Source organism: Mesorhizobium sp. B2-1-3 (assembly GCF_006442495.1).
Taxonomy (GTDB): Bacteria; Pseudomonadota; Alphaproteobacteria; order Rhizobiales; family Rhizobiaceae; genus Mesorhizobium.
In genome coordinates this window covers 780,146-805,765 of sequence record NZ_VFWL01000001.1, presented here as the reverse complement: position 1 = coordinate 805,765, position 25,620 = coordinate 780,146, and the positions used below count along the sequence as shown (strand labels likewise).

The 25,620-nt window shown below is 63.7% G+C and carries 34 protein-coding genes; 18 read left to right on the top strand and 16 right to left on the bottom strand.

The window, feature by feature from the left end; translation table 11 throughout:
- Positions 1-15: 15 nt before the first annotated feature.
- Positions 16-1,284: a cellulase family glycosylhydrolase gene (locus tag FJ973_RS04220; protein ID WP_140554917.1), complete on the top strand. Its 1,269-nt coding sequence runs from the start codon at positions 16-18 to the stop codon at positions 1,282-1,284.
- A gap of 107 nt (positions 1,285-1,391) precedes the next feature.
- Here FJ973_RS04220 and ruvB read toward each other — a convergent pair whose 3' ends face one another.
- From ruvB to FJ973_RS04185, 7 genes are all read right to left on the bottom strand, one after another.
- Complete coding sequence (ruvB, locus tag FJ973_RS04215; protein WP_140554916.1) at positions 1,392-2,429, bottom strand: Holliday junction branch migration DNA helicase RuvB; 1,038 nt, start codon at positions 2,427-2,429, stop codon at positions 1,392-1,394.
- A 43-nt stretch (positions 2,430-2,472) separates the two neighbouring features.
- A complete protein-coding gene (ruvA, locus tag FJ973_RS04210) occupies positions 2,473-3,093 on the bottom strand; it encodes a Holliday junction branch migration protein RuvA (protein WP_140493217.1) in 621 nt (206 codons plus the stop codon).
- A 27-nt stretch (positions 3,094-3,120) separates the two neighbouring features.
- Positions 3,121-3,540 (bottom strand): type II toxin-antitoxin system VapC family toxin, encoded by a 420-nt coding sequence (locus FJ973_RS04205; protein WP_140493214.1) that lies wholly within the window; start codon positions 3,538-3,540, stop codon positions 3,121-3,123.
- Positions 3,518-3,787, bottom strand: coding sequence for an AbrB/MazE/SpoVT family DNA-binding domain-containing protein (locus tag FJ973_RS04200; protein ID WP_140493211.1), 270 nt, complete (start codon positions 3,785-3,787; stop codon positions 3,518-3,520). The genes FJ973_RS04205 and FJ973_RS04200 overlap by 23 nt, the downstream gene beginning before the upstream one ends.
- Positions 3,788-3,842: 55 nt before the next feature.
- On the bottom strand, positions 3,843-4,352 hold the full coding sequence (ruvC, locus tag FJ973_RS04195) for a crossover junction endodeoxyribonuclease RuvC (protein WP_140493208.1): 510 nt from the start codon (positions 4,350-4,352) through the stop codon (positions 3,843-3,845).
- Positions 4,353-4,444: 92 nt separating this feature from the next.
- On the bottom strand, positions 4,445-4,978 hold the full coding sequence (locus FJ973_RS04190; RefSeq protein ID WP_140493205.1) for a DUF1465 family protein: 534 nt from the start codon (positions 4,976-4,978) through the stop codon (positions 4,445-4,447).
- Positions 4,979-5,361: 383 nt separating this feature from the next.
- Positions 5,362-5,742 (bottom strand): cbb3-type cytochrome c oxidase subunit I, encoded by a 381-nt coding sequence (locus FJ973_RS04185; protein ID WP_140554915.1) that lies wholly within the window; start codon positions 5,740-5,742, stop codon positions 5,362-5,364.
- A gap of 321 nt (positions 5,743-6,063) precedes the next feature.
- On the opposite strand from FJ973_RS04185, the gene FJ973_RS04180 reads away from it, so the two are divergent.
- The gene (locus tag FJ973_RS04180; protein ID WP_140493199.1) at positions 6,064-6,615 is read left to right on the top strand and encodes a DUF2269 family protein; all 552 of its coding nucleotides are present in this window, start codon (positions 6,064-6,066) and stop codon (positions 6,613-6,615) included.
- Positions 6,616-6,636: 21 nt separating this feature from the next.
- Here the strand turns inward: FJ973_RS04180 and FJ973_RS04175 are convergent, their stop codons facing one another.
- The 3 genes from FJ973_RS04175 to FJ973_RS04165 all read right to left on the bottom strand — a co-directional run bounded on the left by FJ973_RS04175 (position 6,637) and on the right by FJ973_RS04165 (position 8,780).
- Positions 6,637-7,407 (bottom strand): sulfite exporter TauE/SafE family protein, encoded by a 771-nt coding sequence (locus FJ973_RS04175; protein ID WP_140554914.1) that lies wholly within the window; start codon positions 7,405-7,407, stop codon positions 6,637-6,639.
- Between the two features lie 116 nt (positions 7,408-7,523).
- Complete coding sequence (locus tag FJ973_RS04170) at positions 7,524-8,252, bottom strand: class I SAM-dependent methyltransferase (protein ID WP_140493193.1); 729 nt, start codon at positions 8,250-8,252, stop codon at positions 7,524-7,526.
- 87 nt (positions 8,253-8,339) lie between these two features.
- On the bottom strand, positions 8,340-8,780 hold the full coding sequence (locus tag FJ973_RS04165; RefSeq protein WP_140493190.1) for an Lrp/AsnC family transcriptional regulator: 441 nt from the start codon (positions 8,778-8,780) through the stop codon (positions 8,340-8,342).
- Between the two features lie 130 nt (positions 8,781-8,910).
- On the opposite strand from FJ973_RS04165, the gene FJ973_RS04160 reads away from it, so the two are divergent.
- From FJ973_RS04160 to FJ973_RS04115, 11 genes are all read left to right on the top strand, one after another.
- The gene (locus FJ973_RS04160) at positions 8,911-9,816 is read left to right on the top strand and encodes a DMT family transporter (RefSeq protein WP_140525043.1); all 906 of its coding nucleotides are present in this window, start codon (positions 8,911-8,913) and stop codon (positions 9,814-9,816) included.
- A 131-nt stretch (positions 9,817-9,947) separates the two neighbouring features.
- The gene (locus FJ973_RS04155; protein WP_140493183.1) at positions 9,948-10,595 is read left to right on the top strand and encodes a thiamine phosphate synthase; all 648 of its coding nucleotides are present in this window, start codon (positions 9,948-9,950) and stop codon (positions 10,593-10,595) included.
- Between the two features lies 1 nt (position 10,596).
- On the top strand, positions 10,597-11,637 hold the full coding sequence (locus FJ973_RS04150) for a tetratricopeptide repeat protein (RefSeq protein WP_140493180.1): 1,041 nt from the start codon (positions 10,597-10,599) through the stop codon (positions 11,635-11,637).
- Positions 11,638-11,673: 36 nt separating this feature from the next.
- Entirely contained in the window at positions 11,674-11,847 is a 174-nt protein-coding gene (locus tag FJ973_RS30755) for a hypothetical protein (RefSeq protein ID WP_181165380.1), read from the top strand.
- Between the two features lies 1 nt (position 11,848).
- Complete coding sequence (locus FJ973_RS04145; RefSeq protein WP_140525042.1) at positions 11,849-12,166, top strand: UBP-type zinc finger domain-containing protein; 318 nt, start codon at positions 11,849-11,851, stop codon at positions 12,164-12,166.
- Positions 12,167-12,278: 112 nt separating this feature from the next.
- Positions 12,279-12,845 (top strand): elongation factor P, encoded by a 567-nt coding sequence (efp, locus tag FJ973_RS04140; protein ID WP_140554913.1) that lies wholly within the window; start codon positions 12,279-12,281, stop codon positions 12,843-12,845.
- Positions 12,846-12,932: 87 nt separating this feature from the next.
- Positions 12,933-13,733, top strand: coding sequence for an inositol monophosphatase family protein (locus FJ973_RS04135; RefSeq protein WP_140493170.1), 801 nt, complete (start codon positions 12,933-12,935; stop codon positions 13,731-13,733).
- A 124-nt stretch (positions 13,734-13,857) separates the two neighbouring features.
- Positions 13,858-14,544, top strand: a complete 687-nt coding sequence (locus tag FJ973_RS04130) for a hemolysin III family protein (protein WP_140493526.1) — start codon at positions 13,858-13,860, stop codon at positions 14,542-14,544.
- A 105-nt stretch (positions 14,545-14,649) separates the two neighbouring features.
- Positions 14,650-15,675 (top strand): MotA/TolQ/ExbB proton channel family protein, encoded by a 1,026-nt coding sequence (locus FJ973_RS04125; RefSeq protein WP_140554912.1) that lies wholly within the window; start codon positions 14,650-14,652, stop codon positions 15,673-15,675.
- A gap of 1 nt (position 15,676) precedes the next feature.
- On the top strand, positions 15,677-16,708 hold the full coding sequence (locus tag FJ973_RS04120; protein WP_140493164.1) for a peptidoglycan -binding protein: 1,032 nt from the start codon (positions 15,677-15,679) through the stop codon (positions 16,706-16,708).
- A gap of 250 nt (positions 16,709-16,958) precedes the next feature.
- On the top strand, positions 16,959-17,384 hold the full coding sequence (locus FJ973_RS04115; RefSeq protein WP_140554911.1) for a hypothetical protein: 426 nt from the start codon (positions 16,959-16,961) through the stop codon (positions 17,382-17,384).
- 77 nt (positions 17,385-17,461) lie between these two features.
- On the opposite strand, the gene FJ973_RS04110 is transcribed toward FJ973_RS04115, so the two are convergent.
- The gene (locus FJ973_RS04110) at positions 17,462-17,815 is read right to left on the bottom strand and encodes a DUF1304 domain-containing protein (protein ID WP_140493158.1); all 354 of its coding nucleotides are present in this window, start codon (positions 17,813-17,815) and stop codon (positions 17,462-17,464) included.
- Positions 17,816-17,958: 143 nt separating this feature from the next.
- Here FJ973_RS04110 and FJ973_RS04105 point away from each other — a divergent pair, with 143 nt between their 5' ends.
- Positions 17,959-19,446, top strand: coding sequence for a carboxypeptidase M32 (locus tag FJ973_RS04105; protein WP_140554910.1), 1,488 nt, complete (start codon positions 17,959-17,961; stop codon positions 19,444-19,446).
- Positions 19,447-19,464: 18 nt separating this feature from the next.
- Here FJ973_RS04105 and FJ973_RS04100 read toward each other — a convergent pair whose 3' ends face one another.
- Complete coding sequence (locus FJ973_RS04100; protein ID WP_140493152.1) at positions 19,465-21,264, bottom strand: ABC transporter transmembrane domain-containing protein; 1,800 nt, start codon at positions 21,262-21,264, stop codon at positions 19,465-19,467.
- Between the two features lie 208 nt (positions 21,265-21,472).
- Here FJ973_RS04100 and rpmE point away from each other — a divergent pair, with 208 nt between their 5' ends.
- Positions 21,473-21,694 (top strand): 50S ribosomal protein L31, encoded by a 222-nt coding sequence (gene rpmE, locus FJ973_RS04095; protein WP_006327661.1) that lies wholly within the window; start codon positions 21,473-21,475, stop codon positions 21,692-21,694.
- Positions 21,695-21,901: 207 nt separating this feature from the next.
- Here the strand turns inward: rpmE and FJ973_RS04090 are convergent, their stop codons facing one another.
- Complete coding sequence (locus tag FJ973_RS04090; RefSeq protein WP_140554909.1) at positions 21,902-22,537, bottom strand: TetR/AcrR family transcriptional regulator; 636 nt, start codon at positions 22,535-22,537, stop codon at positions 21,902-21,904.
- A gap of 221 nt (positions 22,538-22,758) precedes the next feature.
- On the opposite strand from FJ973_RS04090, the gene FJ973_RS04085 reads away from it, so the two are divergent.
- Together FJ973_RS04085 and FJ973_RS30750 are read left to right on the top strand one after the other, a co-directional pair.
- A complete protein-coding gene (locus FJ973_RS04085) occupies positions 22,759-23,238 on the top strand; it encodes a DUF1772 domain-containing protein (protein ID WP_181170859.1) in 480 nt (159 codons plus the stop codon).
- 63 nt (positions 23,239-23,301) lie between these two features.
- Positions 23,302-23,463, top strand: a complete 162-nt coding sequence (locus FJ973_RS30750) for a hypothetical protein (RefSeq protein WP_181165385.1) — start codon at positions 23,302-23,304, stop codon at positions 23,461-23,463.
- A gap of 21 nt (positions 23,464-23,484) precedes the next feature.
- Here the strand turns inward: FJ973_RS30750 and FJ973_RS04080 are convergent, their stop codons facing one another.
- The 3 genes from FJ973_RS04080 to FJ973_RS04070 form a co-directional block, all read right to left on the bottom strand.
- Positions 23,485-23,781, bottom strand: a complete 297-nt coding sequence (locus FJ973_RS04080) for a SelT/SelW/SelH family protein (RefSeq protein ID WP_140493146.1) — start codon at positions 23,779-23,781, stop codon at positions 23,485-23,487.
- Between the two features lie 12 nt (positions 23,782-23,793).
- Positions 23,794-24,543, bottom strand: coding sequence for a YebC/PmpR family DNA-binding transcriptional regulator (locus FJ973_RS04075; RefSeq protein WP_140525039.1), 750 nt, complete (start codon positions 24,541-24,543; stop codon positions 23,794-23,796).
- 211 nt (positions 24,544-24,754) lie between these two features.
- On the bottom strand, positions 24,755-25,078 hold the full coding sequence (locus tag FJ973_RS04070; RefSeq protein ID WP_140525038.1) for a helix-turn-helix domain-containing protein: 324 nt from the start codon (positions 25,076-25,078) through the stop codon (positions 24,755-24,757).
- Between the two features lie 51 nt (positions 25,079-25,129).
- On the opposite strand from FJ973_RS04070, the gene FJ973_RS04065 reads away from it, so the two are divergent.
- A complete protein-coding gene (locus FJ973_RS04065) occupies positions 25,130-25,612 on the top strand; it encodes an SRPBCC domain-containing protein (RefSeq protein WP_140493137.1) in 483 nt (160 codons plus the stop codon).
- The last annotated feature ends 8 nt before the right edge of the window (positions 25,613-25,620 follow it).

The window sequence follows — 25,620 nt, the reverse complement described above, 5'->3', positions numbered from 1 at the left end:
GTGACATGGCATCGGATGGCACTGTTGACGGCGATGATCAAGACCTTGGTGGCGGCGCTGTTCGTGGTGATGGCTCTGTTCGTCGTGATGGCTCTGGCCGGGCCGGGCCAGGCCGCGACCTTCTCCACGAAGCGCGGGCTCAATCTCGACCAGTGGGTGACCTGGCCGGGCGAAGACCAATGGGGCAACGCCAAGGCCATCCTGCCCTACCCGGAATGGCGCAAATTTCTCAAGGACGACGATCTCGAGGCTTTGAAGCATGCAGGCTTCGATTTCCTGCGCATGCCGGTCGATCCTTCGCCTTTCCTTTCCGAAAATACGATGGCCTTGCGCGAGGATCTCTATGCCAGCGTGCTGGACTCTGTCCGCATGATCAACCGCGCCGGCCTGAAGGTTGTCGTCGACATGCATCTGATCCCAGCCGGCGGCGGGCGCAAGATCGGCATGGCCGAGGTGATGAACAACCCGGTGACATTCGATGCCTATGTCGAGATGGTGCGCAAGATGGCGCACACGCTCGCCGGGGAAGACCCGGGGCAAGTGGCCTTCGAGCCGATGAACGAACCGATCGTCGACTGCGACGCCGACGGCACCAGCCTGTGGCCGCAACGCCAGCAGAGGTTGTTCGCCGCGGCGCGTTCTTCGGCGACGAGATTGACGCTTGTGCTGACCGGGGCCTGCTATTCCGCGGCGTCGTCGCTGGAAAAGATCGATCCGATGGCGATCCCGGACGACAACGTCATCTGGACCTTCCATTCCTACGATCCGTTCCTGCTTACCCATCAGGGCGCGACCTGGGCCGGCGATTTCATTCCCTATGTGACCGGCCTGCCCTACCCGCCGACCGCGGTGCCGCGGGCTGAGCTCGACGTCACGCTCGACACCATCCGCGCCAGGATCAAGGCCGAGGCGCCTTGGGCGCGGCAGGACGGGCTGCTTGCCTATCTCGACGAGCAGGTAGCCAGCATGGACACCGACGCCAAGCTGCTTGGTCTCATGGACGCCCCATTCAAGGCCGTCGATGCCTGGGCGAAGGCCAACCGCATCAGGCCGGAAAACGTCACGCTGGGCGAGTTCGGCATGATCCGCCAGGAATACGGCAATCCCTATGTGATGCCGGCCGGCTATCGTGCCGCCTATGTCCGGGACATGATCGCGCGCGCCGAGGCGCATGGCTTCTCCTGGTCGGTCTGGAGTTACGGCGGCGCTTTCGGCATCGTCGATGCTTTCAACGGCGAAAAGGCCGAGCACGATGTGCTGGACGTGATCCGGTCGCTTCACTGAGCGCCGTTGCTCCACACCGCCGGGATCGATCAGCAAGATCTCCGGTCGCACGCCGCAAAGCGGTTGCGACGCTTGATCGCCGGCCCGAACGCCGCCGCCGGGGGCCGCTATTCTTCCTGGAACAAATTGATCTGCTGTTGCGCCGGGTCCTTCGGCGCGTCGAGGCCGAGATGGCGCCAGGCATTGGCCGTCAGCACACGGCCGCGCGGCGTGCGCTGGATGAAACCCTGCTGGATGAGATAGGGCTCGATGATGTCCTCGATGGCATCGCGCGGCTCGGACAGGCCGGCGGCGATCGTCTCGATGCCGACCGGCCCGCCGCCGAAATTGCGCGCGATCATCGAAAGATACCGGCGGTCGAGCGCATCGAGGCCGAGCGCGTCGACCTCCAGCCGGGTCAAGGCCTCGTCGGCGATCAAGCGGTTCACATGACCATCGCCGGCGACCGAAGCGAAATCGCGCACGCGCCGCAACAGCCGGCCGGCGATGCGCGGCGTGCCTCGCGCGCGCCGCGCGATCTCCAGCGCGCCGTCATCGCCGAGCGGCATTTGCAGGATGCGTGCGCCGCGCCGCACGATCTGCTCCAGTTCCTCGACCGTGTAGAAGTTGAGCCGCACCGGGATGCCGAAGCGGTCGCGCAGCGGATTGGTGAGCAGGCCGAGCCGCGTGGTGGCGGCGACCAGGGTGAAACGGGCAAGGTCGATCTTGACCGAGCGCGCCGCCGGCCCCTCGCCGATGATCAGGTCGAGCTGGAAATCCTCCATCGCCGGATAGAGGATCTCTTCCACCGCAGGATTCAGCCTGTGGATCTCGTCGATGAACAGGACGTCGCCTTCTTCGAGATTGGTCAAGAGTGCGGCGAGATCGCCGGCTTTGGCGATGACCGGTCCGGAGGTTGAGCGGAAGTTGACGCCGAGCTCGCGCGCCATGATCTGCGCCAGCGTCGTCTTGCCTAGACCTGGCGGCCCGACGAACAGCACATGGTCGAGCGCTTCCTTGCGGCCCTTAGCGGCCTCGATGAACACTTTGAGGTTGGCCCGCACCGCCGCCTGGCCGACGAAATCGTCAAGCGTCTGCGGCCGCAAACTCTGATCGGCATCCTCGCCGCGTTTTTCCGGAGCGATGAGACGGGGGGAAAGGCTCATGCCGCCTTCCTTGCATATGGCCGGGAACCGGACAAGCGTGCGCTCACCGCGCCAGTTCCTTGAGCCCGAAGCGAATCAGCTTCGACGCATCCGCCTCCTCGCCCGCCGTCTTCAGTGCCGCCGCCACCGCATTCGCGGCGGTGTCGCGGGAATAACCGAGATTGACTAGGGCCGAGACCGCGTCTGTGATCGGCGCGGCTGCCACGCCTTCGCCGAGCTCCTGCTTCAAGCCGATCGTGCCCGAGGCGGCACCGGCATAGGCCGGCGCCTTGTTCTTCAACTCGGTGACGATGCGCTCGGCCACCTTCTTGCCGACGCCCGGCGCCCGGGAAACCATGGCGATGTCGCGCAGCGCGATCGCGTTGGCAAGGTCGGCCGGCGCCAGTGTCGACAGGATGGCCAGTGCCACCTTGGCGCCGACGCCCTGCACATTGGTCATCAGGAGCCGGAACCATTCGCGCTCCAGCACCGATTGGAAGCCGTAGAGCCGGATCATGTCCTCGCGCACATAGGTCTCGATGAACAGCACCACCGCTTCGCCGGGCGAAGGCAGCGCGGCAAGCGTGCGCGCCGAGCAGTAGGCGACGTAACCGACGCCATGCACGTCGACCAGGCAATGATCCTCGTCGATCTCGTCGAGCATACCCTTGAGCTTGCCGATCATGCCAAATCTTTCATGGAAGATAGGCCCTCATGGGTGCGTTTCAGGAGAAATGATGTCAAGGTCCGGGAAATAACTGCGATAACGCGCGGCGTCGCGCGTCAAAAGACGATGTCCGGCAACGGTCGCATGAGCGCCAATAAAGAAGTCCGGCAAGGTTCGTTCGCGGATTCCACCAGCACGGCGATAACGGGAATGCGTCACACCTGCAAGGAAGGCCGCATCCCAGGGCAGAAACTCGCGATCGATCTCGAGCATGTCGACCGCTTTTCGAAGCGCTGCCTCCGAGGCGATCAGCGGCGCCAGTTCAGACCAGATGATCGTATTGACCACCAAGTCGCCGTCGCGGCGGCATGAGGCGATTGCAGACGCCGACCATTTTGTCAGCGGTCCGGCCGGCCCCCAAACGTCGATCAGGACATTTGTGTCAATCAACGTCGAGATCTTCACGCGGCCCCCTCAGCCACTCCATATACTCGTCGGTCGTCATGCCACCCAGATCCAACGTCCCCTCCATCCGGTCAAGGACATTACTGAACCTGCGCAATTTCTCCTCCTCGGGGAGATTCTCGTTGACGGCCACAAGCCGAGCACCCTCATCGGTGGCCACGAATTCCACCTCGGAGCCCGGGCGGATACCCAGGTGATCCCTTATCTGTTTGGGGATCGTGACTTGGCCTTTGGTGGTGACGCGCATGGTAATACCTCAAAGTATTACCTACGACAGACAAGGGAACAAGTCAAGAACATCGTCAACCGGCAAGTGCCATCCGATAGGCGACGCTTTGCCGGTGATGCGCGTGGCAAATGGCTATGGCGAGCGCGTCGGCGGCATGTTCGGTGTCGAAGGTCGCTTTCGGCAGCAGCACCTTTACCATCATGTGGATCTGCTTCTTGTCGCCATGGCCGACGCCGATCACCGCCTTCTTGACGGCATTGGGTGCATATTCGGCAACGACCAGGCCGGCGCGTGCCGGCACCAGCATGGCGATGCCGCGCGCTTGGCCAAGCTTCAGCGTCGCCACCGCATCCTTGTTGACGAAGGTCTGTTCGACGGCCGCCTCATGCGGCATGGCCGTATGCAGGATTTCAGTCAACCCGTCATGCAGCTGGCACAGCCGCGTCGCCAGCGCCGCCTTGTCTTCGGAACGCACCGTGCCGGACGCGACGAAGCGCAGCGAATTGCCGAGGCTTTCGACAATACCCCAGCCGGTGCGCCTGAGCCCCGGATCGATACCGATGATGCGAATCGCGTCCCTCATTCGGTTACTCTATCTCCCGGAGACAGCGATGCCAGCGAAATGTGAACAAACCGGAAACAGTAACGCGCTGACCGGGAACGTTCCAGAATAGTTCAGTTTCGGGCGAAAGCCGTGTTGAGCAGGCTGATCTGGTCCGAGACCGGATTGGGCCGGCGGCTCATGGGCTGCATGTCGACCACCGCGCCGGCGCCGTAGATCTCCTCGTCCATGCGGCGCACCAGTGCCTGCAGGCGCAGCGACCGGTTGACGAGGTCGAGGAAATCCTTGGGCAGTTCGGCCCAGCCGGCCGCCTCGTCATGGGCGGAGGCGGTGTCGAGGCGCACCTTGGACTTTTCCGATGCGACCTGGTCGCGGGTCATCTCGCCGGAATTCGCGGCGCGCTGCAGAAGCAGCCACGAGGCGACCTGCATCAGCCTGGTGGTCAGCCGCATCGATTCGGCCGCATAGAGCGTGGCCGCCAGCCGCGACAGCTTCTTGGCCTCGGCCCGGCCCTTGCCGTCGAGATACTCCGCCGCCTGTTCGACTAGCCCCATGCCTTCCTGGTAGAGCGGTTTGAAGGAGTGCGAAAAGACCCGACGTTCCGCCAGCTTGACGGTTTTCGCGCTGCCCTTCGAAGGCTCGTTCATCGATACGCCCCTGCACTTGCAACCGGCCGATTCGGCTTACTGCCGATACACCCGGAACCCTACATAACTGAAGCTTGAAAATGCGCCTCGTCCGGGGTGAAGGCAAGCACATGTTTAACAGAAGGTTAACGTGATCCGGTGCGGACCGTGTCGCTGGAAAGCGGACAAAAAAAGAGCCGCGGATAAGGCGGCTCTCAGGAGTTTAACAGGGAGGCGTCAAACAAAGTGGCTCCAACCACTCGGTAAGAATCCAGATCACTGGATGCGCATAGTAAACGCCTGTAAAGCTTAATGAACCCTTAACGGCGCCGATGTTTTTTGAGCGAACCCCGCGCCACTGTGCCGTAACAGCACAGTTCCTGAAGGATGTGCCGAGCCTCGGCTCAGGCCGTTTTCCAAACCGCCGGCAAGGCGGTGAAGGCAAACAGCAGCAAGGCCGCGTAGAAACCCATCGAAGACGCCGCCACCAGCGGTTCGATCGCGGCATCGCCGCCAAGCAGGAAGTAGAGCCCGATCAAAAGGCCGATGCCGCTGATTGCGGTCAGCCAGAAGTGAACGACGGCAACCGTCTTCTGTCCGACCGCCGGAAACAGGTGATAGAAGAAGGCGAAGACCGCCGACATCAGCCAGCCAGCGACCATCGTATGGGCGTGGGTCGGCATCTGGCCATGGTCCTGGCTGATCGCCATGTACAGGCCGAGCGCCATGCCGCACAGCGCATAGATAACGGCCAGCGTGAAGAAATTCCGTGCTACCCCTTGCATATCTTTCCCCCGAGTTGCCTTTCCCGTGTTCGGGAAAGGGTTGATCGTCAGGCGATTGCTCTCGCCACCGGGCTCCCGGCGCGGGCGCACTAGCATCGGCACTGTTTCTGGACGATGTCGCGCCCCCGGACGCCCCTCATAATAGCAGAAAACCGGATGGCGCGCTCGCAATATCAGTGGCTCCTTACGTTAGCCGGCACTTGAAACAGAACTGGTTTTTTCACGACATCGTTCCGAAACAGGCGCGGCGATAAACGCTTGGCCATCGAAGCGGCAGGCGAGGATTCGCTCCTTCCGCTACATCAGGCGCCGAGGAGAAGCATGGACTGGTATTCGATCGTTAAATTGCTGCACATTCTTTCGGCGACCCTATGGGTCGGCGGCGGTTTCGCGCTGATGGTGCTGGCGACGCTCGCCGATCGGTCGGGAAACATCCAGGGAACGCTGCAGGCAATGCGGGCTACGGGCGAATTGGGAAACCGCTTCTTCGCGCCGATGTCGATGCTGACATTGGCCTTCGGGCTAATCATGTGCTGGTTCTGGGTCGGCTTCTCGCAACTGTGGATCCTGATCGGCCTTGCCGGCTACGCGACCACCTTTTCAATCGGCATGTTCGTCTTCAAGCCGAGCGCCGATCGCATGGGCGCGATGATCGCCAGGGATGGCGTGACGCCGGCCGCCCTAGCCTATGGCCAGCGCATCCTGCGGGCGGCGCGCTTCGACTATGCGGTGATGCTGGTCATCATCGCCGACATGGTGCTGAAGCCGACCATCGACGACTTCACGGTCCTTGCCGCCATGGGGCTTGTGTTGGCGGCTGGCGCCACCCTGGCGCTCGGCCGACCAAGGCGCATGGTGCCGAGCGTCGCCTGAGGCAGGCGAAAACGGTCCCGGCTACATCAGGCCGGCGATCCCGTCCCACAGAAGCTTCACCGCGACGACGGCCACCGTCGCATAGGTGAAGGGATAGAAGATCTCCGGACGCATGCGGCGCACCAGCCGGGCGCCGGCGATGGTGGATAGCGGCGCCAGCGGCATCAGCACCGCCGACGCGGTCAGATTGGTGCTGTCGAACTGGCCGAGCGCGAAATAGGGAACGAGCTTCAGCGCGTTGGTGGCGGCAAAGAAGATCGCCGCCGTGCCGGACAACACCTTCGGGTCGAGCCGGATCGGCAGCGCGTAGACCTGAAAGGGCGGGCCGCCGACATGGGCGACGAAGCTGGTGAAGCCGGCGACCGTGCCCCAGAGGGCCGCGGCGACGCGGTTGGGCTGCGCCGCATGGTCGGCGCCGTGGCGGTACTTCAGATAGAGCCAGCGCAGCACGAAAATGATGGCGACGGCGCCGACGATCAGCCGCACGGCCTCCTCGGTGACCAGTGCGGCCGTCAGCCAACCGAGACCGATACCGATCACCGCGCCGGGCATCATGTCGACCAGCATCTTCCTGTTATAGACGCCCCACCATGTCCATACCGAAACGATGTCCATCAGGCACAGGATGGGCAGCAGGATGGCCGCCGCTTGCACCGGCGGCATGGTCAGCGCCATCAGCGGCACGCCGACGAAACCGACCGCGCCGCCAAATCCGCCCTTGGACAGGCCGACCAGAATGACCGCCGGGACGGCGGCCGCATAGAACCACGGATCGGAAAGCAGGCCTGACATGGAGGAGGGACTGGTCTGGAGGGAAAGCGAGTCAACGCCTGAATAGCCCAGATTCCCGAGCGGAGCGACAGCAAATGTGGGCGTCGCCACAGCAAGGCCGGCCCATTCTGCTCTGCCTATCGCCGGGCCGAGACCAGCAGGAACATCGGCCGCTCGAGCTCTTCCGCCAGTTCGGGCTTGGCCGCGATCTGCGCGTCGGTCGGACGGAATTCCTCGACATGCTCGATGGTGAAGCCGCACCGGATCAGCGTGTTGAGCGTGGTGCCGATGGTGCGGTGATGTTTCACAACTCCCTTGGCCAGCCAGTCCGTCTTGCGCGGTCCCTCCACCAGATACCGGTCGACGGGCCATGTCTTGCGGCCTTCGGCATCGACAGACCAGCCGGGATGGGTCGGAGCCATATAGATCGGATGCTCCGTCGAGAAGACGAAATGCCCGCCGGGGACCAGGCACCGGTGCACGGTCTGGAACAGCCGCGCGGCATCGCTGACATAGTGCAGGGCAAGCGAGCTGTAGGCGAGATCGAAAGCCGTCGGCGGCAGGCTGAGTTCATCGAGATCGGCGCGTTCGTAGACGATGCCGGCGTCCGGGCCGGCGGCACGCGCCCGGGCGAGCATCTTTTCCGACAGGTCGAGACCCAGAACCTCCTTGGCCCCGTGTTCAAGAGCCCAGCGGCAGAACCAGCCGAAGCCGCAACCGAGATCGACGATTCGCAAGCCGCTGGCGTCGGGAAGCATCGCGCGCAGCGCCGGCCACTCGGCGGCGCCGTCCAGCCCTTCGACGGACCGGCCGAGTTGGCTGTAGCCTGCGAAGAAATCCGGCTGATCATAGACATTCTGCGCCATGTTCTTTCCTCGTTGTTCATATGCCTGACTGGCGGAGCCGCCACGCATTTCCACCACCGCCAAGCAGAGTCAAGAAACGCGGACCGGTCATGCGCCGAGCGGTGGCGGCCGCCGCCGGATCGGCTGCGCCTTGATGATGGCGGTGCTGGTCTCGGCCTTGTCGGCGATGCGATCAAGGATACCGTCGAGGTCGGCGATCGAACGCACGAACAGCCTGGCGACGAAGCAGTCGTCCCCCGTCACCTTGTCGCATTCGCCGAATTCGGCGATCTCCTCGATCAGCTTCTGGACGATGTGCAGCTTGCCCGGCAGCGGCTTGATGCGCACGATCGCCTGCAATGTATAGCCGAGCGCCAGCGGGTCGATCTCGACGGTGAAAGCCCTGATAACCCCGCGCTCCTCGAGCCGCCTCAGCCGCTCCGAAACGCTCGGCGATGACAGCCCGACCTGGCCGGCCAGCTCCTTCAGTGAAGTCCGCGCATCCTTCACCAGGATTTCGAGGAGACGTCGGTCGAGATCGTCAAGCATTTCACATTCTCAGGATTTCCGGGTATTTGCCTATTTTTAATAGGCAAAACCAGCATGTCACCTTTCTCGCTGGGTGGAAAGCTCAGGATCAGCATGAGATTATGCACAAGCAACGATCTGGAGATTTGTCGTGAGCGATACAGCACGTGGGACGATCGAAATGTCCGCCGCAATGGCGATTCTGGGAACGATCGGATGGTTCGTCGTCCTGTCCGGCCAGCCTATCATGGATGTGGTGTTCTGGCGCTGCGCTTTCGGCGCGGTGACGCTGCTCTTCATCTGCGTCGGCCTCGGCCTGTTGCGCAACAGGCTGTCGCTTCGCGTTTTCGCCATCGCGGCCCTCGGTGGCGCCGCTATCGTCGTCAACTGGCTGCTGCTGTTTAGTGCATTCTCGCGCGCGTCGATCTCGATCGCCACCGCTGTCTACAATACCCAGCCTTTCATGCTGGTCGGCTTCGGCGCGCTCTTCTTCGGCGAGCGGCTGACCCTGACGAAATTGACTTGGCTGGCAATCGCCTTCGCCGGCATGGTGCTGATCGTCGAGGCCGCCCCTGACGCCGGCGATATCGGCACCAACTATTTCGCCGGCATCGTCATGGCGCTGGCCGCTGCCTTCTTCTGGGCCGTCGCCGCCATCGTCACCAAAAAGCTCAAGGGCACGCCGCCGCATCTCATCGCGCTCGTCCAGGTCTGCGTCGGCGTGTTGATGCTGGCGCCCTTCGCCAATCTCTCGCATCTTCCGACCGACGCAAGGAGCTGGGCCATGCTGGCGACGCTCGGCATCGTCCACACCGGTCTGATGTACATCCTGATGTACGGCGCCATCCAGAAGCTGCCGACGCACCTGCAGGGGTCGCTGTCCTTCATCTACCCGATCGTTGCGATCCTGGTCGACGTCACGGCATTCGGCCATCGCCTGCATCTCAGCCAACTCGTCGGTGCCGCCGCCATCCTGATCGCGGCCGCCGGCATGAATCTCGGCTGGAAATTGTGGAAGCCAAGGCCTGCCGCGGCAGGTGCGCAACCGATCGAGTAACGCCAATCGCCGGCGCTTCGGCGGTCAAAAATAGCGATCCCGCCTGCCCGCCTGTTCAAAGCGGGCACTTTGCTCTATGCCGCAATCCAACCATCTTCGCCCGGCATAGGCGAAACCCGGGATCGAAGACCATGAACGACGCAACGCCCCCCAATCGCTGCCGCATCGTGCTGATCGCGCCATCTCGCGTGCCGGCCGCCCGTATCGTCTCGGCGTTCGAGGGCGGCGACGTCGCCTCGCTCATCCTGCCGCAGAACGACATGGACGAAGCTTCCTTCCAGGCCTTCGCCGCCGAAATCGTACCGGCGGCACAGGCGGCCGGCATCGCGGTCGTCATTGCCGGCGATACGCGCATTGCCGGGCGTGTCCAGGCCGACGGCATTCATGTCGAGGTCTCCAAGGCCGAGCTCGCCGAGACGGTCGAGCATTTCCAGGCAAAAATGATGGTCGGCGCCGGCGGCGCCAAGACGCGTGATGACGCGCTCGAACTCGGCGAAGTCAGGCCCGACTATATTTTCTTCGGCCGCTTCGGCTACGACAACAAGCCCGATCCGCATCCGCGCAACGTGGCGCTGGGACAATGGTGGGCGCAGATGATTCAGATCCCCTGCATTGTCATGGCCGGATCGGAGCTCGCTTCGATCGAAACCGTCGCAGATACGGGCGCCGAGTTCGTCGCCCTGTCGAGTGCGGTGTTCGCCGACGGTGTCGATCCCAAGGCGGCGATCGCGCAGGCCAATGCGCTGCTCGACGAAACCGCACCGCGTTTCGAGGACTGACGTGTCTTCGGCAAGGCTTCCCCTTCAGGCCCTGCTTGCTGCGGTCATGATCCAGGCCGCTGCCGCCGAAACGATTCCTTTACCGCACCCTAAGCCGGATGCCGGCGTGCATACCGACAAGCCGATCGAAAAGCAGCTGCCGCAGCCCGCCACCACCGCCGAGCCAGCGCCATTGCCTTCGGCCGACGCGATCAATCCCGACCGCTTCGGCGCCAAGCCGGCGGATGCGGCCTACGGCGCTTTCCAGCGCGGGCTCTACAAGACCGCCTACAACCTCGCGCTGGTGCGCGCGCAAAACGGCGACCCGGCGGCGCAGACGCTGGTGGCCGAGATCCTGTCGCGCGGACTGGGCGTGCCCCTTAATGCGGCCGAAGCGGCGAAATGGTACGCAGCCGCCGCCGAGCAAGGGGTGCCGGAATCGCAGTTCCAATATGCGCTGATGCTGCTCGACGGCCGCTACGTCAAAAAGGACGAAAAGGAAGCTTATGCGCTGATGCAGGCCGCCGCCGAAGCGGGCAACCGGCTGGCACAATTCAATTTCGCGCAGATGCTGGTCCAGCAGGACCCCGGCGACGCCGGCATCGCCAAGGCCGTGACCTATTACGAGCGCGCCGCGGCGACCGGCCTCGCCGACGCCCAGTATGCGATGTCACAGATCTATGCCAACGGCGTCGGCGGCAAATCGCGCGACGACGCCCAGGCCCGGCGCCTGCTGGCTCAGGCCGCGCGGCAAAACTATGACACCGCGCAACTCGACCTCGCCACCTGGATGATCGAGGGCCGCGGCGGCGGGCGTGATTTGAAATCCGCCTTCGGCTGGATGAAGCAGGCCGCCGAAGGCGGCAATGTCGCCGCCCAGAACCGCCTGGCGAAACTCTATATGCAAGGCATCGGCACCGAGCCGGACCTCGTGCTTGCCGGCGCCTGGTACATCGTCGCCCGCCGCGCCGGCCTCATCGACCCCGAGATGGACGATTTCCTGCAAGGATTGAGCGACGACCAGACCAAGCAGGCACTGCAGAAGGCAAACCGCCTGCCCTGACGCGATCAGCGGAAATCCAGCGGAAGTCATCGCGCGATGCTCGTCGAGGCAAGTGACCTCGATCTTTCCATGCAGATGGCTATCATGCGGTCGTCGCAGATCCGTCGGCTGGCAAAAGTCTTCGATATCATTACCGAAGCGGTCGCCGCGGTTTCGATGAGAGCGGTTGAGGGTTTATATCGCGGCATCGCTTCTCCAAGGAGGCAATGAAATGGCTTCGCCCGACAAACGATGCACGCATGGCAGCTTCATCCTCGAGGTAACGCCAAGCGCCGAAGGTTGCGAGGAGTGCCTGAAGACCGGTTCCTGGTGGGTGCATCTGCGGCTGTGCCGCACCTGTGGCCATGTCGGCTGCTGTGACAGTTCTCCGAACCGTCACGCCACCGGCCACTACCGGGCGACCGGCCATCCGGTCATCGAGGCCTACGACCCGCCCGAGACGTGGGGCTGGTGCTATGTCGACGAGGTCATGCTCGATTTCTCGCAGGACAAGACGCCGCAACGCGGCACCATCGTGCGCTTCGATTGAGCCGCCGCCACGGGACACCCGATCAGCGCCAGCTTGCCTCTTCGGGCGATTTGTGGTCTTGGAGGCCCGAAATCGCTGTCTTGCGAACATCTCATTCCCGGATCACATCATTATGGCCAAGATCAACGGCAACGAAATCCGTCCCGGCTACGTCATCGAGCACGATGGCGGCCTGTGGGTGGCCGTCAAGACCAACACGGTCAAGCCGGGCAAGGGCGGCGCCTATAACCAGGTCGAATTGAAGAACCTCATCAACGGCACAAAGCTGAACGAGCGCTTCCGTTCGGCAGAGACGGTCGAGCAGATCCGGCTCGATCTCAAGGATTTTTCCTTCCTCTACGAGCAGGGCGACGCCCTGGTGTTCATGGACACCGAGAGCTACGAGCAGCTCGAGCTGGCGAAGGACTTCGTCGGAGACCGCGCCGCTTTCCTGCAGGATGGCATGATGGTGATGGTCCAGCTCTACGAGGAAAGGCCTATCGGCATTTCGCTCCCCGACCAGGTAACGCTGACCATCACCGAAGCGGACCCGGTGGTAAGGGGCCAGACGGCGGCCTCTTCCTACAAGCCGGCGGTGCTGGAAAACGGCATTCGCGTGCTGGTGCCGCCATTCATCGGCGCGGGGGAACGCATCGTCGTCGACACCAATGAAATCACTTATATGCGCCGCGCCGACTGATGCATGTCGCCCAGAGGTGGCCCAGGTTTCGGGTCACCGACATGCATCAGGACAAAGGTTAAAGCGCGTGCAGCAGGAAGAGTTACGATGGCACGCTCAGCCCTTCTCAACGTCATGGTCCAGGCCGCAATGAAGGCCGGCCGCTCGCTGTCGCGCGATTTCGGCGAGGTCCAGAACCTGCAGGTCTCGATGAAGGGACCGGGCGACTATGTCAGCCAGGCCGACCGCAAGGCCGAGGATATTGTCTTTGCCGAACTGTCGAAGGCGCGGCCCGGTTACGGCTTCCTGATGGAAGAGCGCGGCACGATCGCCGGCGATGACAGCCAGCACCGCTGGATCGTCGATCCGCTCGACGGCACCACCAATTTCCTGCACGGCATTCCGCTTTTCGCTGTCTCGATCGCGCTCGAGCGCCAGGGCCAGATCGTGGCCGGCGTGATCTACAATCCGGCCATGGACGAGCTCTATACGACCGAGCGCGGCGGCGGCGCCTTCATGAACGACCGCCGCCTGCGTGTCGCCGGCCGCACCAAGCTCATCGACACCGTCATCGGCTGCGGGGTGCCGCATCTGGGGCGTGGCCAGCATGGCAATTTCCTGATCGAGTTACGCAATGTCATGGCCGAGGTTTCCGGCGTCCGGCGCCTGGGTTCGGCCTCGCTCGATCTCGCTTACGTCGCCGCCGGCCGCATGGACGGATTCTGGGAAGTCGGCCTGTCGCCCTGGGACATCGCAGCCGGCCTGTTGCTGATCCGTGAAGCAGGAGGGTTCGCCTCCGACATGGACGGCGGTCAGGACATGCTCGACAACGGTTCGGTCGTCGCCGGCAACGAGATCATCCAGCGCGCCCTCCTGAAGGCCGTGAAAAAGCCGCTCGCTGCCCGCTGAAGCAGGAATAAGCGCGGAGTAATGTCAAATCCCCGCCGCGCTGAAGCGCCGCAGTCGCAAAACCGCAAACAAAGCTTGAAATACTGTCCGGCGCTTGCCCAGATAGGGTTGACGCAGGACGATGATGATCAAGACGCCGCCGCAGATCGAGATCCCCTTTGTCGGACGATGGCACTATTCGCGTGCCGAGATGATCGCCGACGGCATCGTCCATGCCGTCGGCATCGTGCTGGCGATCGCGGCCGGTTCGGCGCTGCTGGCGCTGGCCGCCTTCCGGGTCGGACCGGGCGAATACATCGCCGCCGCCTTCTATGTCGTGTCGCTGCTCACCGTGCTCTCGGTGTCGCTGACCTACAATCTATGGCCGGTGACTTCGCCGGTGAAATGGATTTTGCGGCGTTTCGACCACGCTGCGATCTATCTGCTCATCGCCGCCACCTACACGCCCTTTCTCGCGCAGCTCGACGGCTCGGCGCTGGCCGGCTGGATGATCGTCCTGGTCTGGACCGCGGCCATTATCGGCATCGCCATAAAGGTGTTTTTCCCCGGCCGCTTCGACCGGCTGGCGATCGTCTTCTATCTCGCCATCGGCTGGAGCGGCATCGTCCTGGTCGAGCCGCTCGTCGCTACCTTGCCGACGACGGCGATCGTGCTCATCGTCGCCGGCGGTGTCGTCTATTCCTGCGGCGTGATCTTCTTCGCCTGGAAGGGGCTGCGCTTCCACAACGCGCTGTGGCATGGTTTCGTGGTCACCGGCGCAGGCCTGCATCTGGCGGCGATGGTCGATTGCCTGGTCATCAACCGGCTCTGATACTGCTCGCGGCAATATTGCCAAGCACCATTCAATTTGGTCACAATTCCGTTTAGAGTCGCCGACGACGTGATCGGCGGCAGCGGCATCGGAAACGGGGCACGGATGGCTTTTCTAAGATCCTTCGGCATAGGCAGGCGCTCCGACGTGCTGATCTACGACCCACACAAATTGTCGAGCCCGCAGGTCTTCCTGCTGACCATGGTCATCTTCCTGGCCATCGTCGCCTTCATCGCAGCGATCCTGACACGGCAGATCTCGACCGCCTTCGTCACCAATCCGGGGCTCAACGGCCTGATCATCGGCGTGCTTGCCGTCGGCATCCTTTTGGCCTTCGTCCAGGTCGGGCGGCTGTTTCGCGAAGTGCGCTGGGTCAACTCCTTCCGCGCCGGTTCCGAGATCACCGAACCGGTGCTGCTGGCGCCGATGAAGGCGATGATCGGCCGCTCGTCGAGCATGGCGTTTTCGACCAGCTCGATGCGCACCATGCTCGACTCCATCGCCACGCGGCTCGATGAAAGCCGCGACACCTCGCGCTACCTCGTCGGCCTCCTGGTGTTCCTTGGCCTGCTCGGCACCTTCTGGGGCCTGCTGAACACGATCGGCTCCATCCGCGAGACCATCGAGTCGCTCGATCCCGGCACGGGCGATGCCGCCGCTGTGCTGGATTCGCTGAAGCAAGGGCTGTCGGCGCCGCTCGCCGGCATGGGCACGGCCTTCTCGTCCTCGCTGTTCGGCCTGTCCGGCTCGCTCGTTCTCGGTTTCCTCGACCTGCAGGCCGGCCGCGCGCAGACGCGCTTCTACACCGAGCTGGAGAACTGGCTGTCCTCGGTCACCGACCTGTCGTCCGACATCGTCGTCTCCGACGCGGTCCGGACCGAGCCTTCCGATGAAATCCGCCTGCTGTCGGAGCGGCTGCGCAGCATGCAGGAGAATGGCGGCGGCTCCAATCCGCGCGTCGCCACCGCCATGGCCAATCTCGCCGACGGCATTTCCGGCCTGGTCAAGAACATGCGCTCCGAGCAGCAGATCATGCGCGACTGGGTCGAAGCACAGTCGGATGAACAAAAGGCGATGCGCAACACGCTGGAAAAGATCGCCGACGCCCTGAAGAAGACCGGGGTGCACTAGCATGGCGCTCGCCAGGAGCCGGCGCGCCGACCGCCGCATCGACTATTGGCCGGGCTTCGTCGACGCGTTGTCGACGCTGCTTCTGGCCATCATGTTCCTGCTCACCGTCTTCGTGCTGGCGCAGTTCCTGCTCGGCCGTGAAATCTCTGGCAAGGACGCCGTTCTGTCGCGCCTCAATTCGCAGATCAACGAACTGACGCAGCTTCTGGCGCTGGAGCGTTCCACGACACAGGACAAGGAGGATTCGCTCGCCAATCTGCAGGCATCGCTGTCGGCGGCCGAAGCGGAGAAGAGCCGGCTCCAGCAGCTGCTGGCGCAAGGTGCGGGCGCCGGCGACGCGGCCAACCAGCGCGCGGCGGCGCTGACGGGCGAGCTCGACAGCCAGCGCCAGATCAGCCAGCAGGCGCTGAGCCAGGTCGAGATCCTCAATCAGCAGATCGCGGCGTTGCGCAAGCAGATCGGCGCGCTCGAGGACGCGCTCAACGTCTCCGAGGCCCGCGACCGGGATTCCAACACCAAGATCGCCGACCTTGGCCGTCGCCTCAACGTGGCGCTGGCGCAGCGCGTGCAGGAACTCAACCGCTACCGCTCCGACTTCTTCGGCCGCCTGCGCGAGATCCTCGCCGACCGCGAGAACATCCGCATCGTCGGCGACCGCTTCGTCTTCCAGTCGGAAGTGTTGTTTCCGACCGGCTCGGAGGTGATCAACGATGCCGGCAAGGTCGAGATGAAGAAACTTGCCGACGCCATCATCGAGTTGCAGAAGGAGATCCCGCCGGAGATCAACTGGGTGCTGCGCGTCGATGGCCATACCGACAACAAGCCGTTGTCCGGCACCGGTCGGTATCGCGACAATTGGGAGCTGTCGACGGCGCGCTCCACTTCCGTGGTGAAGTTCCTGATCGAGAACGGCGTGCCGGCCAACCGGCTGGTCGCCGCCGGCTTCGGCGAGTTCCAGCCGCTCGACCCCGCCGACACCGAAGAGGCGCGCAACAAGAACCGCCGGATCGAACTGAAGCTCACCGAACGGTGATCCATCATCACGCGATCTCACGCGAATTTGTTCACCGGCTCAACTCTAGGGCGCAGTTGTGCACCGGCAAGGCCTGAAAAGATTATCTTTTTTTAATTACACTTCGCCGCAAAGCGCTCCTAGCGTGCCGCGCAGGGCCGAGAACCGCCGGCGATGCCTCCCATCGCGACGCGACGGAACTGGACGGCCCGCATCGTCCGGAAGCGGAACGGCAGAGCCGTTCTTTTCCGCAGCAAAAGGAGGCGCCGTCATGCGCTCTTCAGCATCTCTCAAGACTGCAACCCTTGCCGTGATTCTCGTCGCCGCCCCGCTTGCCGGCGCCTACGCCGCGGGTCACCACAGGGGCGCGCTCGACGCGACCGACCCGACCGACATGACCGGCCCGCGTGTCGAGGCTCTCATTGAACAGGTTCAAGGCGTCCATCAGGGCATAATCACCGCCAGACAGGCCAACAACATCACCCCGGCCGCGGCGGAGCGCCTGGAGATGCGCACCGCCCGCATAGGTCAGGCGGCCGAGAAGATAGCCTCGTCGGATCACGGCAGGATACCGGCCGCACAATATCATGACCTGCTGCGCCGTCTCGACAATGTCGACCAGCGGCTGAGGGTCGACATCGGTAGCGGCTTCCTGATGGGCGACGGTGCCGACGGCGGGAACTATCCGAACGGCTGAGGCCATTCTGTCGGCAGTTCAAAAGGAAGGGACCACCTGGCGTCTACGGGACCCAATCCCGCAGGCGCCTCTTTTCCTCACCAGCCGAGCCAGACCGCTACCAAGGCAGCCGCTGCCGGCGCGGCCTGCACGAACAGGATCTTGCGACCGACCGTTGCCGCCCCGTAGAGCCCGGCAACGGCCACGCAGAGCAGGAAGAAAACCTTGACCTGGAAACCGGCCGTGCCGAGGTAGAGGGCCCAGATCAGGCCGGCGGCGAGAAAGCCGTTATAGAGACCCTGATTGGCGGCAAGCACCTTCGAGGCGCTGGCGAATTCCGGCGTCAGCCGGAATGCCTTGTGCCCGCGCGGCGTGTCCCAGAGCACCATCTCCAGATAGACGATATAGACATGGATCAAGGCCACCAGCCCGACCAGGATGTTGCCGATCATCGTATTCCCTCGTGATGTATCGTCGGGCAGCATTTCACGCGTCGGCTCGCCAGCGCAAGGTGCATCTGCCGGATGGCGCGTGAGGGTTGCAAACGCTCCGGCGTTGGTATCTTTTCGCCCCTTCCTCAATCACGGAAGCCGCCATGTCCTTTCAAAAACTCGATGACCTCGGCCACAAGCTCGAAGCCCTGGAGCACGCGCTGGCCATCCTCGGCGCCGATGAAGCGACCCACATGGCCGTCGGTGGCGGCGAGAAGCGCGCCGAGGCCATGGCGGCACTTGCCGGCATGTACCACACCAGGGCGACCGCGCCGGAAATAGCGGACTGGATCGCCGCCGCCGAAGGCGAGGCGCTTGACGATGAACAGCGGGCGGCGCTGGCCGAACTGCGGCGGCAATACACCAACCTGACCTGCCTGCCGGTCGAATTCGTCGAACGCCAGACGACCGCCCGCATGCGCTGCGAGCAGCTGTGGCGCGACCTGCGGGCCAAGAACGACTGGGCGGGCTTCCTGCCGGCGCTTGAAGGCGTGGTGGCGCTGGTGCGCGAAGAGGCGGCCCTGCGCGCCGACATCCTCGGCCTCGCCCCCTACGACGCGCTGATGGAGCAATACGACCCCGGCAACCGCGCCGCGGATATCACGCCTGTCTTCACCCAGCTGAAGACATTTCTCAGGGGTTTCGTGCCGGAAGCATTGGCGGTGCAGGAAGCGCGGCTGCGCAAGCGCCCTCTCAAGCCGCTTTCGGGAACCTATGCGGTCGACAGGCAGCGCGAACTCGGCCTCGCCATGATGGCGGCGGTCGGCTTCGACCTGACGCACGGCTCGCTGTCGGTGTCGCACCATCCGTTCTGTGGCGGTGTGCCGAGCGACGTGCGCATCACCACCCGCTACAAGACGTCCGATTTCCTGTCGGCGCTGATGGGCGTGCTGCACGAGACCGGTCATGCACTCTACGAGCAGAACCTGCCGAAGGCCTGGTCGCACTGGCCGCTCGGCAAGGCGCGCGGCATGGCCGTGCATGAAAGCCAGAGCCTGTTCGTTGAAAAGCAGATCGGGCGCAATCCCGCCTTCTGGCGTTGGGCATTGCCGGTCGTGGAAAAGCATCTCGGCGAAGCCTGGTCGCTTGATGATATCCTGCCGCATGTCCACCATGTCGAGCGCGGCCTGATCCGTGTCGATGCCGACGAGGTGACGTATCCGCTGCATGTCATCCTGCGCTATGAACTGGAGCAGGAGCTCGTCTCCGGCAGGCTCGAGGTGGCCGAACTGCCCGAGGCCTGGGACGCCAGGATGCGCGACTATCTCGGCCTCTCAACCATCGACAACCCCGCGGACGGGCCGATGCAGGACGTGCATTGGCCTGCTGCCGCCTTTGGCTACTTTCCCTCCTACACGCTGGGCGCGATAATGGCGGCGCAGCAATGGGCGGCGCTGACGCGGGAGCATCCGTCGGCCGATGACGATCTTGCCATGGGGAATTTCGGTGCCATCAACGATTGGCGCCGCAAGAACATATGGTCGCACGGATCGCGCTGGTCGACGCCCGACCTGCTCGAACGCGCCACCGGTGAAAAGCTCAATGCCGTCTATTTCACCGACCACCTGCGCAAACGGTATGGAGCCGCGTGAGCACGCCCAGCGTCGCCGCTACTCAGCCGCGCCCCTGAAGGCGCTGGCGCCGGTCTCGAACTGCAGCTTGGCCAGCCGGGCATAGATGCCGCCCTTGGTCACCAGGCTCTGATGCGTGCCTTCCTCGACGATGCGGCCGCCATCCATCACCAGGATGCGGTCGGCCTTCAGCACCGTCGCCAGGCGGTGCGCGATGACGATCGTGGTGCGGCCCCGCATCAGCCGCTCCAGCGCCATTTGCACCAGCGTCTCGCTTTCGGCGTCGAGTGCCGAGGTCGCCTCGTCGAGCAACAGAATCGGCGCGTCGCGCAGGATGGCGCGGGCGATCGCCACCCGCTGGCGTTGCCCGCCCGACAGCGTCACGCCGCGCTCGCCGACCTGGCTGTCATAGCCCTTCTCGAGCTTGAGGATGAATTCGTCGGCCAGCGCGTCCTTTGCCGCCGCTTCGATCTCTGACTCGCTGGCGCCCGGCCGGCCGAAGCCGATATTGTCGCGCGCGCTGGCCGCGAAGATGGTGACGTCCTGCGGCACGATGGCGATGCGCTGCCGTATCGAAAGGGGGTCGGCTTCGCGGATGTCGACGCCGTCGATCAGGATCCTGCCGGTCTCCGGATCGTAGAAGCGCAGGATCAGCGAGAACACCGTGCTCTTGCCCGCTCCCGAGGGACCGACGATCGCCACCGTCTCGCCAGGCTTGACCGAGAAGCTCAGGCCGTGGACGGCGGCGCGGTCGGGCCGGGCCGGGTAGGAAAAGGACACGGCCTCGAAGCTGATCGCTCCCTTGCTCGCCACCGGCAGCGGCCTGGGATTGGCAGGCGCCACGATCGCCGGCTCCTCGGCGAGGATTTCGGTCAGCCGTTCGGCGGCACCTGCTGCCTGGGCCAATTCGCCCCAGACCTCCGATAGCGCGCCGAGCGCACCGGCGGCGAATACCGAATAGAGCAGGAACTGGCCTAGCGTGCCCGGCGACAGATTGCCGTCGAGCACGTCGCGCGAGCCGAACCACAGCACCGCCACGACCGAGGAGAAAATCGTGAAGATGGCGAAGAAGGTGAGGAACGAGCGCGCGAAGATCGAGGCGCGCGCGGCCTCGAAGGCAGCCTCGACGGCACCCGAAAAACGCCCGGTGACCAGCGTCTCATTGGTGAAGGCCTGCAATGTGCGCACCGCGCCGATCTGCTCGCTGGCATAGGCGGTGGCATCGGCCAGCGTGTCCTGCGCCTGCCTTGACTTGCGCCGCACCGAGCGGCCGAAGGCGACCAGCGGCAGCACGATGATTGGAATGGCTGCGATGACCAGCCCGGACAGTTTCGGGCTGGTGAAAACCATCATCGCGACCGCGCCGAGGCCAAGGATGACATTGCGCAGCGCCACCGAAGCGGTCGCCCCGACCGCCGATTTGACCTGCGTGGTGTCGGCGGCGAGCCGCGACACGATCTCGCCCGACTGGGCAGTGTCGAAGAAGGCCGGCGACAGTTTCGTCACATGGGCAAAGACATCGCGCCTGATATCGGCGACGACGCGCTCGCCGAGCGTGATGACGAAATAGTAGCGGCCCGCCGATGCCGCCGCCAGCAGCGCGGCCATCGCCACCAGCGCGGCGAAATATTCGGCGATGAAGGAGGAACCGGACGGCGTGAACCCATGATCGATCATGCGCCGTACCGCCAGCGGCAGCGCCAGCGTCGTCACCGCCGCGACGATCAGCGAGATGACGGCGCCCGCCACCAATGTGCGGTAGCGGCCGATGTAGGGAAACAGGCGCCTGAGCGGCTTGAGCGAGCGCCGGCGCTCGTCTGCGCTGCTGGTTTGCGCCATCCTGGTCTTTCCTCTTGGCCGCCTTCAGCTATGCGCCTCAATATGCGCTTGCCGCGGCCTTGTGATTCAATTCCGGCTGATGTATAGGCTCGCCGACCGTTTTAGAAGCCGTGGCTCCTCAATAGCTGCGGCTTCGAGTTTTAAAAAGGGGCGCATCGACGCAGGCTTTCAGCCCGTCAGCCGCGCCCGGCAAACCAGGAACCGAGCCATGAAGACCGATATCCATCCCGACTACCACACCATCAAGGTCGTCATGACCGACGGCACCGAGTACATGACCCGTTCGACCTGGGGCAAGGAAGGCGATACGATGAACCTCGACATCGACCCGACCACGCACCCGGCCTGGACCGGCGGCCAGCAGACCCTGCTCGACCGCGGCGGCCGCCTGTCGAAGTTCAAGAAGCGCTTCGAAGGTTTCGGCCTCTAGGCCTCATCAGCTTTTCGCAGACCAGAGAACCCGCTCCCGTGGCGGGTTTTTTGTTGGCCAATGCACGTCCCTTCACGCTGGCGCTTGCCCCCACCTCCGCCTTGTCGGTCCCGTGTGGGAGGTCGGACCGAAGGTCGGGTGGGTCGGCGCTGCCCCCACCCCGCTGCTTCGCAGCGACCCTCCCCACGAGGGGAGGGTGAGAGCATCCTATTCCGCAAGCAATTCCCTGAGCGCCATGCGCTTGTAGGCGGCGACCAGCCTGTCGCCCTCCTTCCGCTCGACCGAGATCGCCAGCCGCATGGCGGCCTCGCCCATCTGCCAGACGAGAAACGCCGTCGTCTCCAGCGCGACGGCATCGGCATCGGGCCGCAGGCGTTTGAGCGTCGCAGTGAGAAATTCGGCGTTCGCACGGCTGTCGGCGAGCTCCAGTTCGCGCAGCGCTTTGTCGGCCTGCGTGCCCGACCAGATATCGCGCATCACCGGCTCCGCCAGGAACAGGTGGTAATAAATGTCCACCAGCTCCGAGAACGCCCGCCGAAGGCCCTCGGCGTCGCCGACGTCCTTGAGCGCGGCTGAAATGCAGGCCTGGCTTTCGGCGGTGTAGCGCTCGGCCAGCGCCCAGACGATCGCCCGCTTGTCGGGGAAGAACTGGTAGAGCGAGCCGATCGACACCCCAGCCCGCTCCGCCACCTCGCCCATGCGCATGGCATCGCTGCCTTGCTCCGCAATCAGCGCCGAGGCGGCGGCGAGCATGCGCTCGACCCGTTCACGGCTGCGCTGCTGGCTCGGCGCGCGGCGTGGCGTGGCGACCTGTTCCGGTGGGGACGTGGCGGTTTTTTCCATGGCTCTTCAACAGACGCCGGGCGGCAATGCCACCCAGAAATGACTTGACTCGCAAAATACGAGGGTTTATCACGTTTTGCAAATATGAGGATTTCTCATGTTTTGAAAGAAGCAGACGGGATAATTGATTTGAAGGCGTCGAACAGGTGGCCGGCCATCCCGCAAAACTTTTCTGCCCATTGCGGCTGAAACCGCCGCAACCGGCATCTGGAGCAACTGACATGATCGCGAAACTACTTCCCAGCCTCATCTTCATCGCCGCTATCGGCTCGGGCGTTGTTGGCGGCGTGTTCTTCGCTTTTTCCAACTTCGTCATGCCGGCAATGGCTCGCCTGCCTCCGTCGGGCGGCATCGCCGCCATGAACTCGATCAACATCACCGTCATCACGCCGATGTTCATGACCGCCTTGTTCGGCACCGGCCTGATCTGCCTTGTCTTGATCGCCGGCGCCATCATCGGCTGGCAGCAGCCAGGCTCCTTCTGGCTGCTGGCCGGCGCAGTCATCTATCTCGTCGGCAACCCGATCGTGACGATGGTTTTCAACGTGCCGCTCAACGACGCGCTGGCCGCCGTCGATCCGGCGAGCAGCAACGGCGCTGCTGTATGGACCACCTATCTCAGGGACTGGGTGATGTGGAACCACGTGCGCGCCATCACCGCCATCGCCGCGCTGGCATCCTTCTGGTTCGCCGCGCGTTGACGTGTCTCGGTCCGCCGCGTTCGGCATCGCGGCGACCGAGGCGTGTTTATCGGGAGAAGCGCCGTGAACGACCCGTATTCCACCATGGCCTTGGGCATTGCCGCGGGGATCGGCCTCGGCGCTGTCTGTGGCGCAGCGATGGATGACCCTGCCGTCGGCATCGGCATGGGCATAGCAATCGGCGCGGGGATCGGCGCGATTTTCGGGCAGAGGCGAGGAAAATGACGTCCGGCTTCTGCGGAAGTCTCAGCTCTTCGCCTTGCGGTCGGAATGACCGAGATCGCGGTCCGGGTCGATGACGTCGCGCACCAGTTGCTTGAGTTTTGCCGCATCCGGAAAGCCGCCGTCGCGCTTGCGGTCCCAGACCAGCACCTCGTTGCACGATATGGTGAAGACGCCGCCGGTGCCGGGCACCAGCGTCACCTCGCCCAGATCGGTGCCGAATGTCGATAGCAGTTCCTGCGCCATCCAGCCGGCACGCAGCAGCCACTGGCACTGCGTGCAATAGGTGATGCGGATGGTGGGCAGCGGTTTTTCGATCATGTCAGGCTTTGCTCACGCAGCGCTGAGCTTGGCCATGGTCTCCTCGTCGACCTCGAAATTGGCGTAGACGCTTTGAACGTCATCGTCGTCCTCGAGCGTGGCGACCAGCTTCATCAGCGACTGGGCGCGTTCTTCATCGACCGGAATATTGTTCTGCGGTTTCCAGATCGGCTTCACCGATTCCGCCTCGCCGAGAGAGGCTTCGAGTGCCTTCGACACCTCGCCGAGGTTTTCGAAGGCGCAATAGATGGTGTGACCTTCCTCATCCGACTCCACGTCATCGGCGCCGGCTTCGATTGCCGCGTCCATGACCTTGTCGGCGCTGCCGGCCGATGCTGGATAATAGATCTCGCCGACCCGATCCCACATGAACGACACCGAGCCGGTTTCGCCCATCGCCCCACCGGCCTTGGTGAAGGCGGCGCGCACATTCGAAGCCGAGCGGTTGCGATTGTCGGTCAGCGCCTCGACGATTACGGCGACGCCGCCGGGACCGTAGCCCTCGTAACGCACGGCTTCGTAATTTTCGGCGTCGCCCATCGACGCCTTGTTGATGGCGCGCTGGATGTTGTCCTTCGGCATCGACACCGCCTTGGCGTTCTGCACGGCAAGGCGCAGGCGCGGATTCATCGACGGATCGGGGGTCCCGCTCTTGGCCGCGACGGTGATTTCGCGCGCCAGCTTGGAAAACATTTTCGACCGCACCGCGTCCTGACGGCCCTTGCGGTGCATGATGTTCTTGAACTGTGAATGGCCAGCCATGGCACCCCTGTCGTGTTCGGCTAGAGCATCGCGCGGCGAGATGCATGACCCGCCTTCCGCAATGCTCGAATTCAAAATGTCAGAACGTCCCTGCTGCGTCCGAATGGACGTATGGCGCTCTTTGTCGGAATGGCCGGCTTATAGATAAATCGGCTCAATTCGTCCAGCCGCGCCGCGCTTTGCCACGCACGGCAAAAGCCGTGACGGCTGTTCACCCCTCCAGATCCGACTTCAGCCGGTCGATGATACTAAGCGCATGGCCGGCGTACTGGCTGATCCAGCGGTCGTGTATCTGCTTGATCGGCAGCGCATTGAGATTGTTCCAGCGCTCGCGCCCCTCGCGCCGCGCCACGATGAGATCGGCCTCTTCCAGCACTTTGAGATGCAGCATGACGGTGCAGCGGTCGATGTCGGAAAACGCCTCGCACAGCATGCCGGTCGTCTTTGGCGCGTCCTTCAGCAGATCCAGCATCTCGCGCCGGCGCGGATGCGCCAGCGCCTTGAAAACATTGTCGTCTTGCGATCGGCTTGACACGTTATTTTTTTATAACATAAGCTCCTATCAATCAAGGAAGGAACTGTGGATATGTCTCTTGGTTTCAGGGTTTCAGGACGCATCGGCAAACCGGTCGCCGACGTCTTCGACGCGGTCGTCAATCCGAAGAAGCTCAGCTCCTATTTCACCACCATCGGCGGTGCCAGCGCGCCCTTGGTGCCGGGCGCCAATGTCGTGTGGTGGGGCAAGGTGCCGGTCGAAGTCGACGAAATCGTCAGGGACAGCCGCATCGTGCTGCGCTGGGATGCCACCGACGAAGAGGGAAAGCCGGCCTACAAGACCCGCATCGAGATGAATTTCGAGCCGCTCGACGACGGCGGCACCTTCGTCACCATCGCCGAGGCCGGCTGGCACGAGGACGCGGTCGGCCTGAAGAAGTCCTATCTCAATTGCGAGGGCTGGTCGCAGATGCTGGCCTGCATGAAGGCCTATGTCGAACACGGCATCAATTTGCGCGAAGGCTACTACCGCAGCGAGATGAAGGGCGAGCCTGCCAACGAGACCAACATTTGAGCGAAGGG

Coding starts and splice junctions, on each gene's coding strand:
- FJ973_RS04220 (WP_140554917.1), top strand. CDS start 16: ATGGCACTGTTGACGGCGATGATCAAGACCTTGGTGGCGGCGCTGTTC.
- ruvB (WP_140554916.1), bottom strand. CDS start 2,429: ATGAGCCTTTCCCCCCGTCTCATCGCTCCGGAAAAACGCGGCGAGGAT.
- ruvA (WP_140493217.1), bottom strand. CDS start 3,093: ATGATCGGCAAGCTCAAGGGTATGCTCGACGAGATCGACGAGGATCAT.
- FJ973_RS04200 (WP_140493211.1), bottom strand. CDS start 3,787: ATGCGCGTCACCACCAAAGGCCAAGTCACGATCCCCAAACAGATAAGG.
- ruvC (WP_140493208.1), bottom strand. CDS start 4,352: ATGAGGGACGCGATTCGCATCATCGGTATCGATCCGGGGCTCAGGCGC.
- FJ973_RS04190 (WP_140493205.1), bottom strand. CDS start 4,978: ATGAACGAGCCTTCGAAGGGCAGCGCGAAAACCGTCAAGCTGGCGGAA.
- FJ973_RS04185 (WP_140554915.1), bottom strand. CDS start 5,742: ATGCAAGGGGTAGCACGGAATTTCTTCACGCTGGCCGTTATCTATGCG.
- FJ973_RS04180 (WP_140493199.1), top strand. CDS start 6,064: ATGGACTGGTATTCGATCGTTAAATTGCTGCACATTCTTTCGGCGACC.
- FJ973_RS04175 (WP_140554914.1), bottom strand. CDS start 7,407: ATGTCAGGCCTGCTTTCCGATCCGTGGTTCTATGCGGCCGCCGTCCCG.
- FJ973_RS04170 (WP_140493193.1), bottom strand. CDS start 8,252: ATGGCGCAGAATGTCTATGATCAGCCGGATTTCTTCGCAGGCTACAGC.
- FJ973_RS04165 (WP_140493190.1), bottom strand. CDS start 8,780: ATGCTTGACGATCTCGACCGACGTCTCCTCGAAATCCTGGTGAAGGAT.
- FJ973_RS04155 (WP_140493183.1), top strand. CDS start 9,948: ATGAACGACGCAACGCCCCCCAATCGCTGCCGCATCGTGCTGATCGCG.
- FJ973_RS30755 (WP_181165380.1), top strand. CDS start 11,674: ATGCTCGTCGAGGCAAGTGACCTCGATCTTTCCATGCAGATGGCTATC.
- FJ973_RS04145 (WP_140525042.1), top strand. CDS start 11,849: ATGGCTTCGCCCGACAAACGATGCACGCATGGCAGCTTCATCCTCGAG.
- efp (WP_140554913.1), top strand. CDS start 12,279: ATGGCCAAGATCAACGGCAACGAAATCCGTCCCGGCTACGTCATCGAG.
- FJ973_RS04135 (WP_140493170.1), top strand. CDS start 12,933: ATGGCACGCTCAGCCCTTCTCAACGTCATGGTCCAGGCCGCAATGAAG.
- FJ973_RS04130 (WP_140493526.1), top strand. CDS start 13,858: ATGATCAAGACGCCGCCGCAGATCGAGATCCCCTTTGTCGGACGATGG.
- FJ973_RS04125 (WP_140554912.1), top strand. CDS start 14,650: ATGGCTTTTCTAAGATCCTTCGGCATAGGCAGGCGCTCCGACGTGCTG.
- FJ973_RS04120 (WP_140493164.1), top strand. CDS start 15,677: ATGGCGCTCGCCAGGAGCCGGCGCGCCGACCGCCGCATCGACTATTGG.
- FJ973_RS04115 (WP_140554911.1), top strand. CDS start 16,959: ATGCGCTCTTCAGCATCTCTCAAGACTGCAACCCTTGCCGTGATTCTC.
- FJ973_RS04110 (WP_140493158.1), bottom strand. CDS start 17,815: ATGATCGGCAACATCCTGGTCGGGCTGGTGGCCTTGATCCATGTCTAT.
- FJ973_RS04105 (WP_140554910.1), top strand. CDS start 17,959: ATGTCCTTTCAAAAACTCGATGACCTCGGCCACAAGCTCGAAGCCCTG.
- FJ973_RS04100 (WP_140493152.1), bottom strand. CDS start 21,264: ATGGCGCAAACCAGCAGCGCAGACGAGCGCCGGCGCTCGCTCAAGCCG.
- rpmE (WP_006327661.1), top strand. CDS start 21,473: ATGAAGACCGATATCCATCCCGACTACCACACCATCAAGGTCGTCATG.
- FJ973_RS04090 (WP_140554909.1), bottom strand. CDS start 22,537: ATGGAAAAAACCGCCACGTCCCCACCGGAACAGGTCGCCACGCCACGC.
- FJ973_RS04085 (WP_181170859.1), top strand. CDS start 22,759: ATGATCGCGAAACTACTTCCCAGCCTCATCTTCATCGCCGCTATCGGC.
- FJ973_RS04080 (WP_140493146.1), bottom strand. CDS start 23,781: ATGATCGAAAAACCGCTGCCCACCATCCGCATCACCTATTGCACGCAG.
- FJ973_RS04075 (WP_140525039.1), bottom strand. CDS start 24,543: ATGGCTGGCCATTCACAGTTCAAGAACATCATGCACCGCAAGGGCCGT.
- FJ973_RS04065 (WP_140493137.1), top strand. CDS start 25,130: ATGTCTCTTGGTTTCAGGGTTTCAGGACGCATCGGCAAACCGGTCGCC.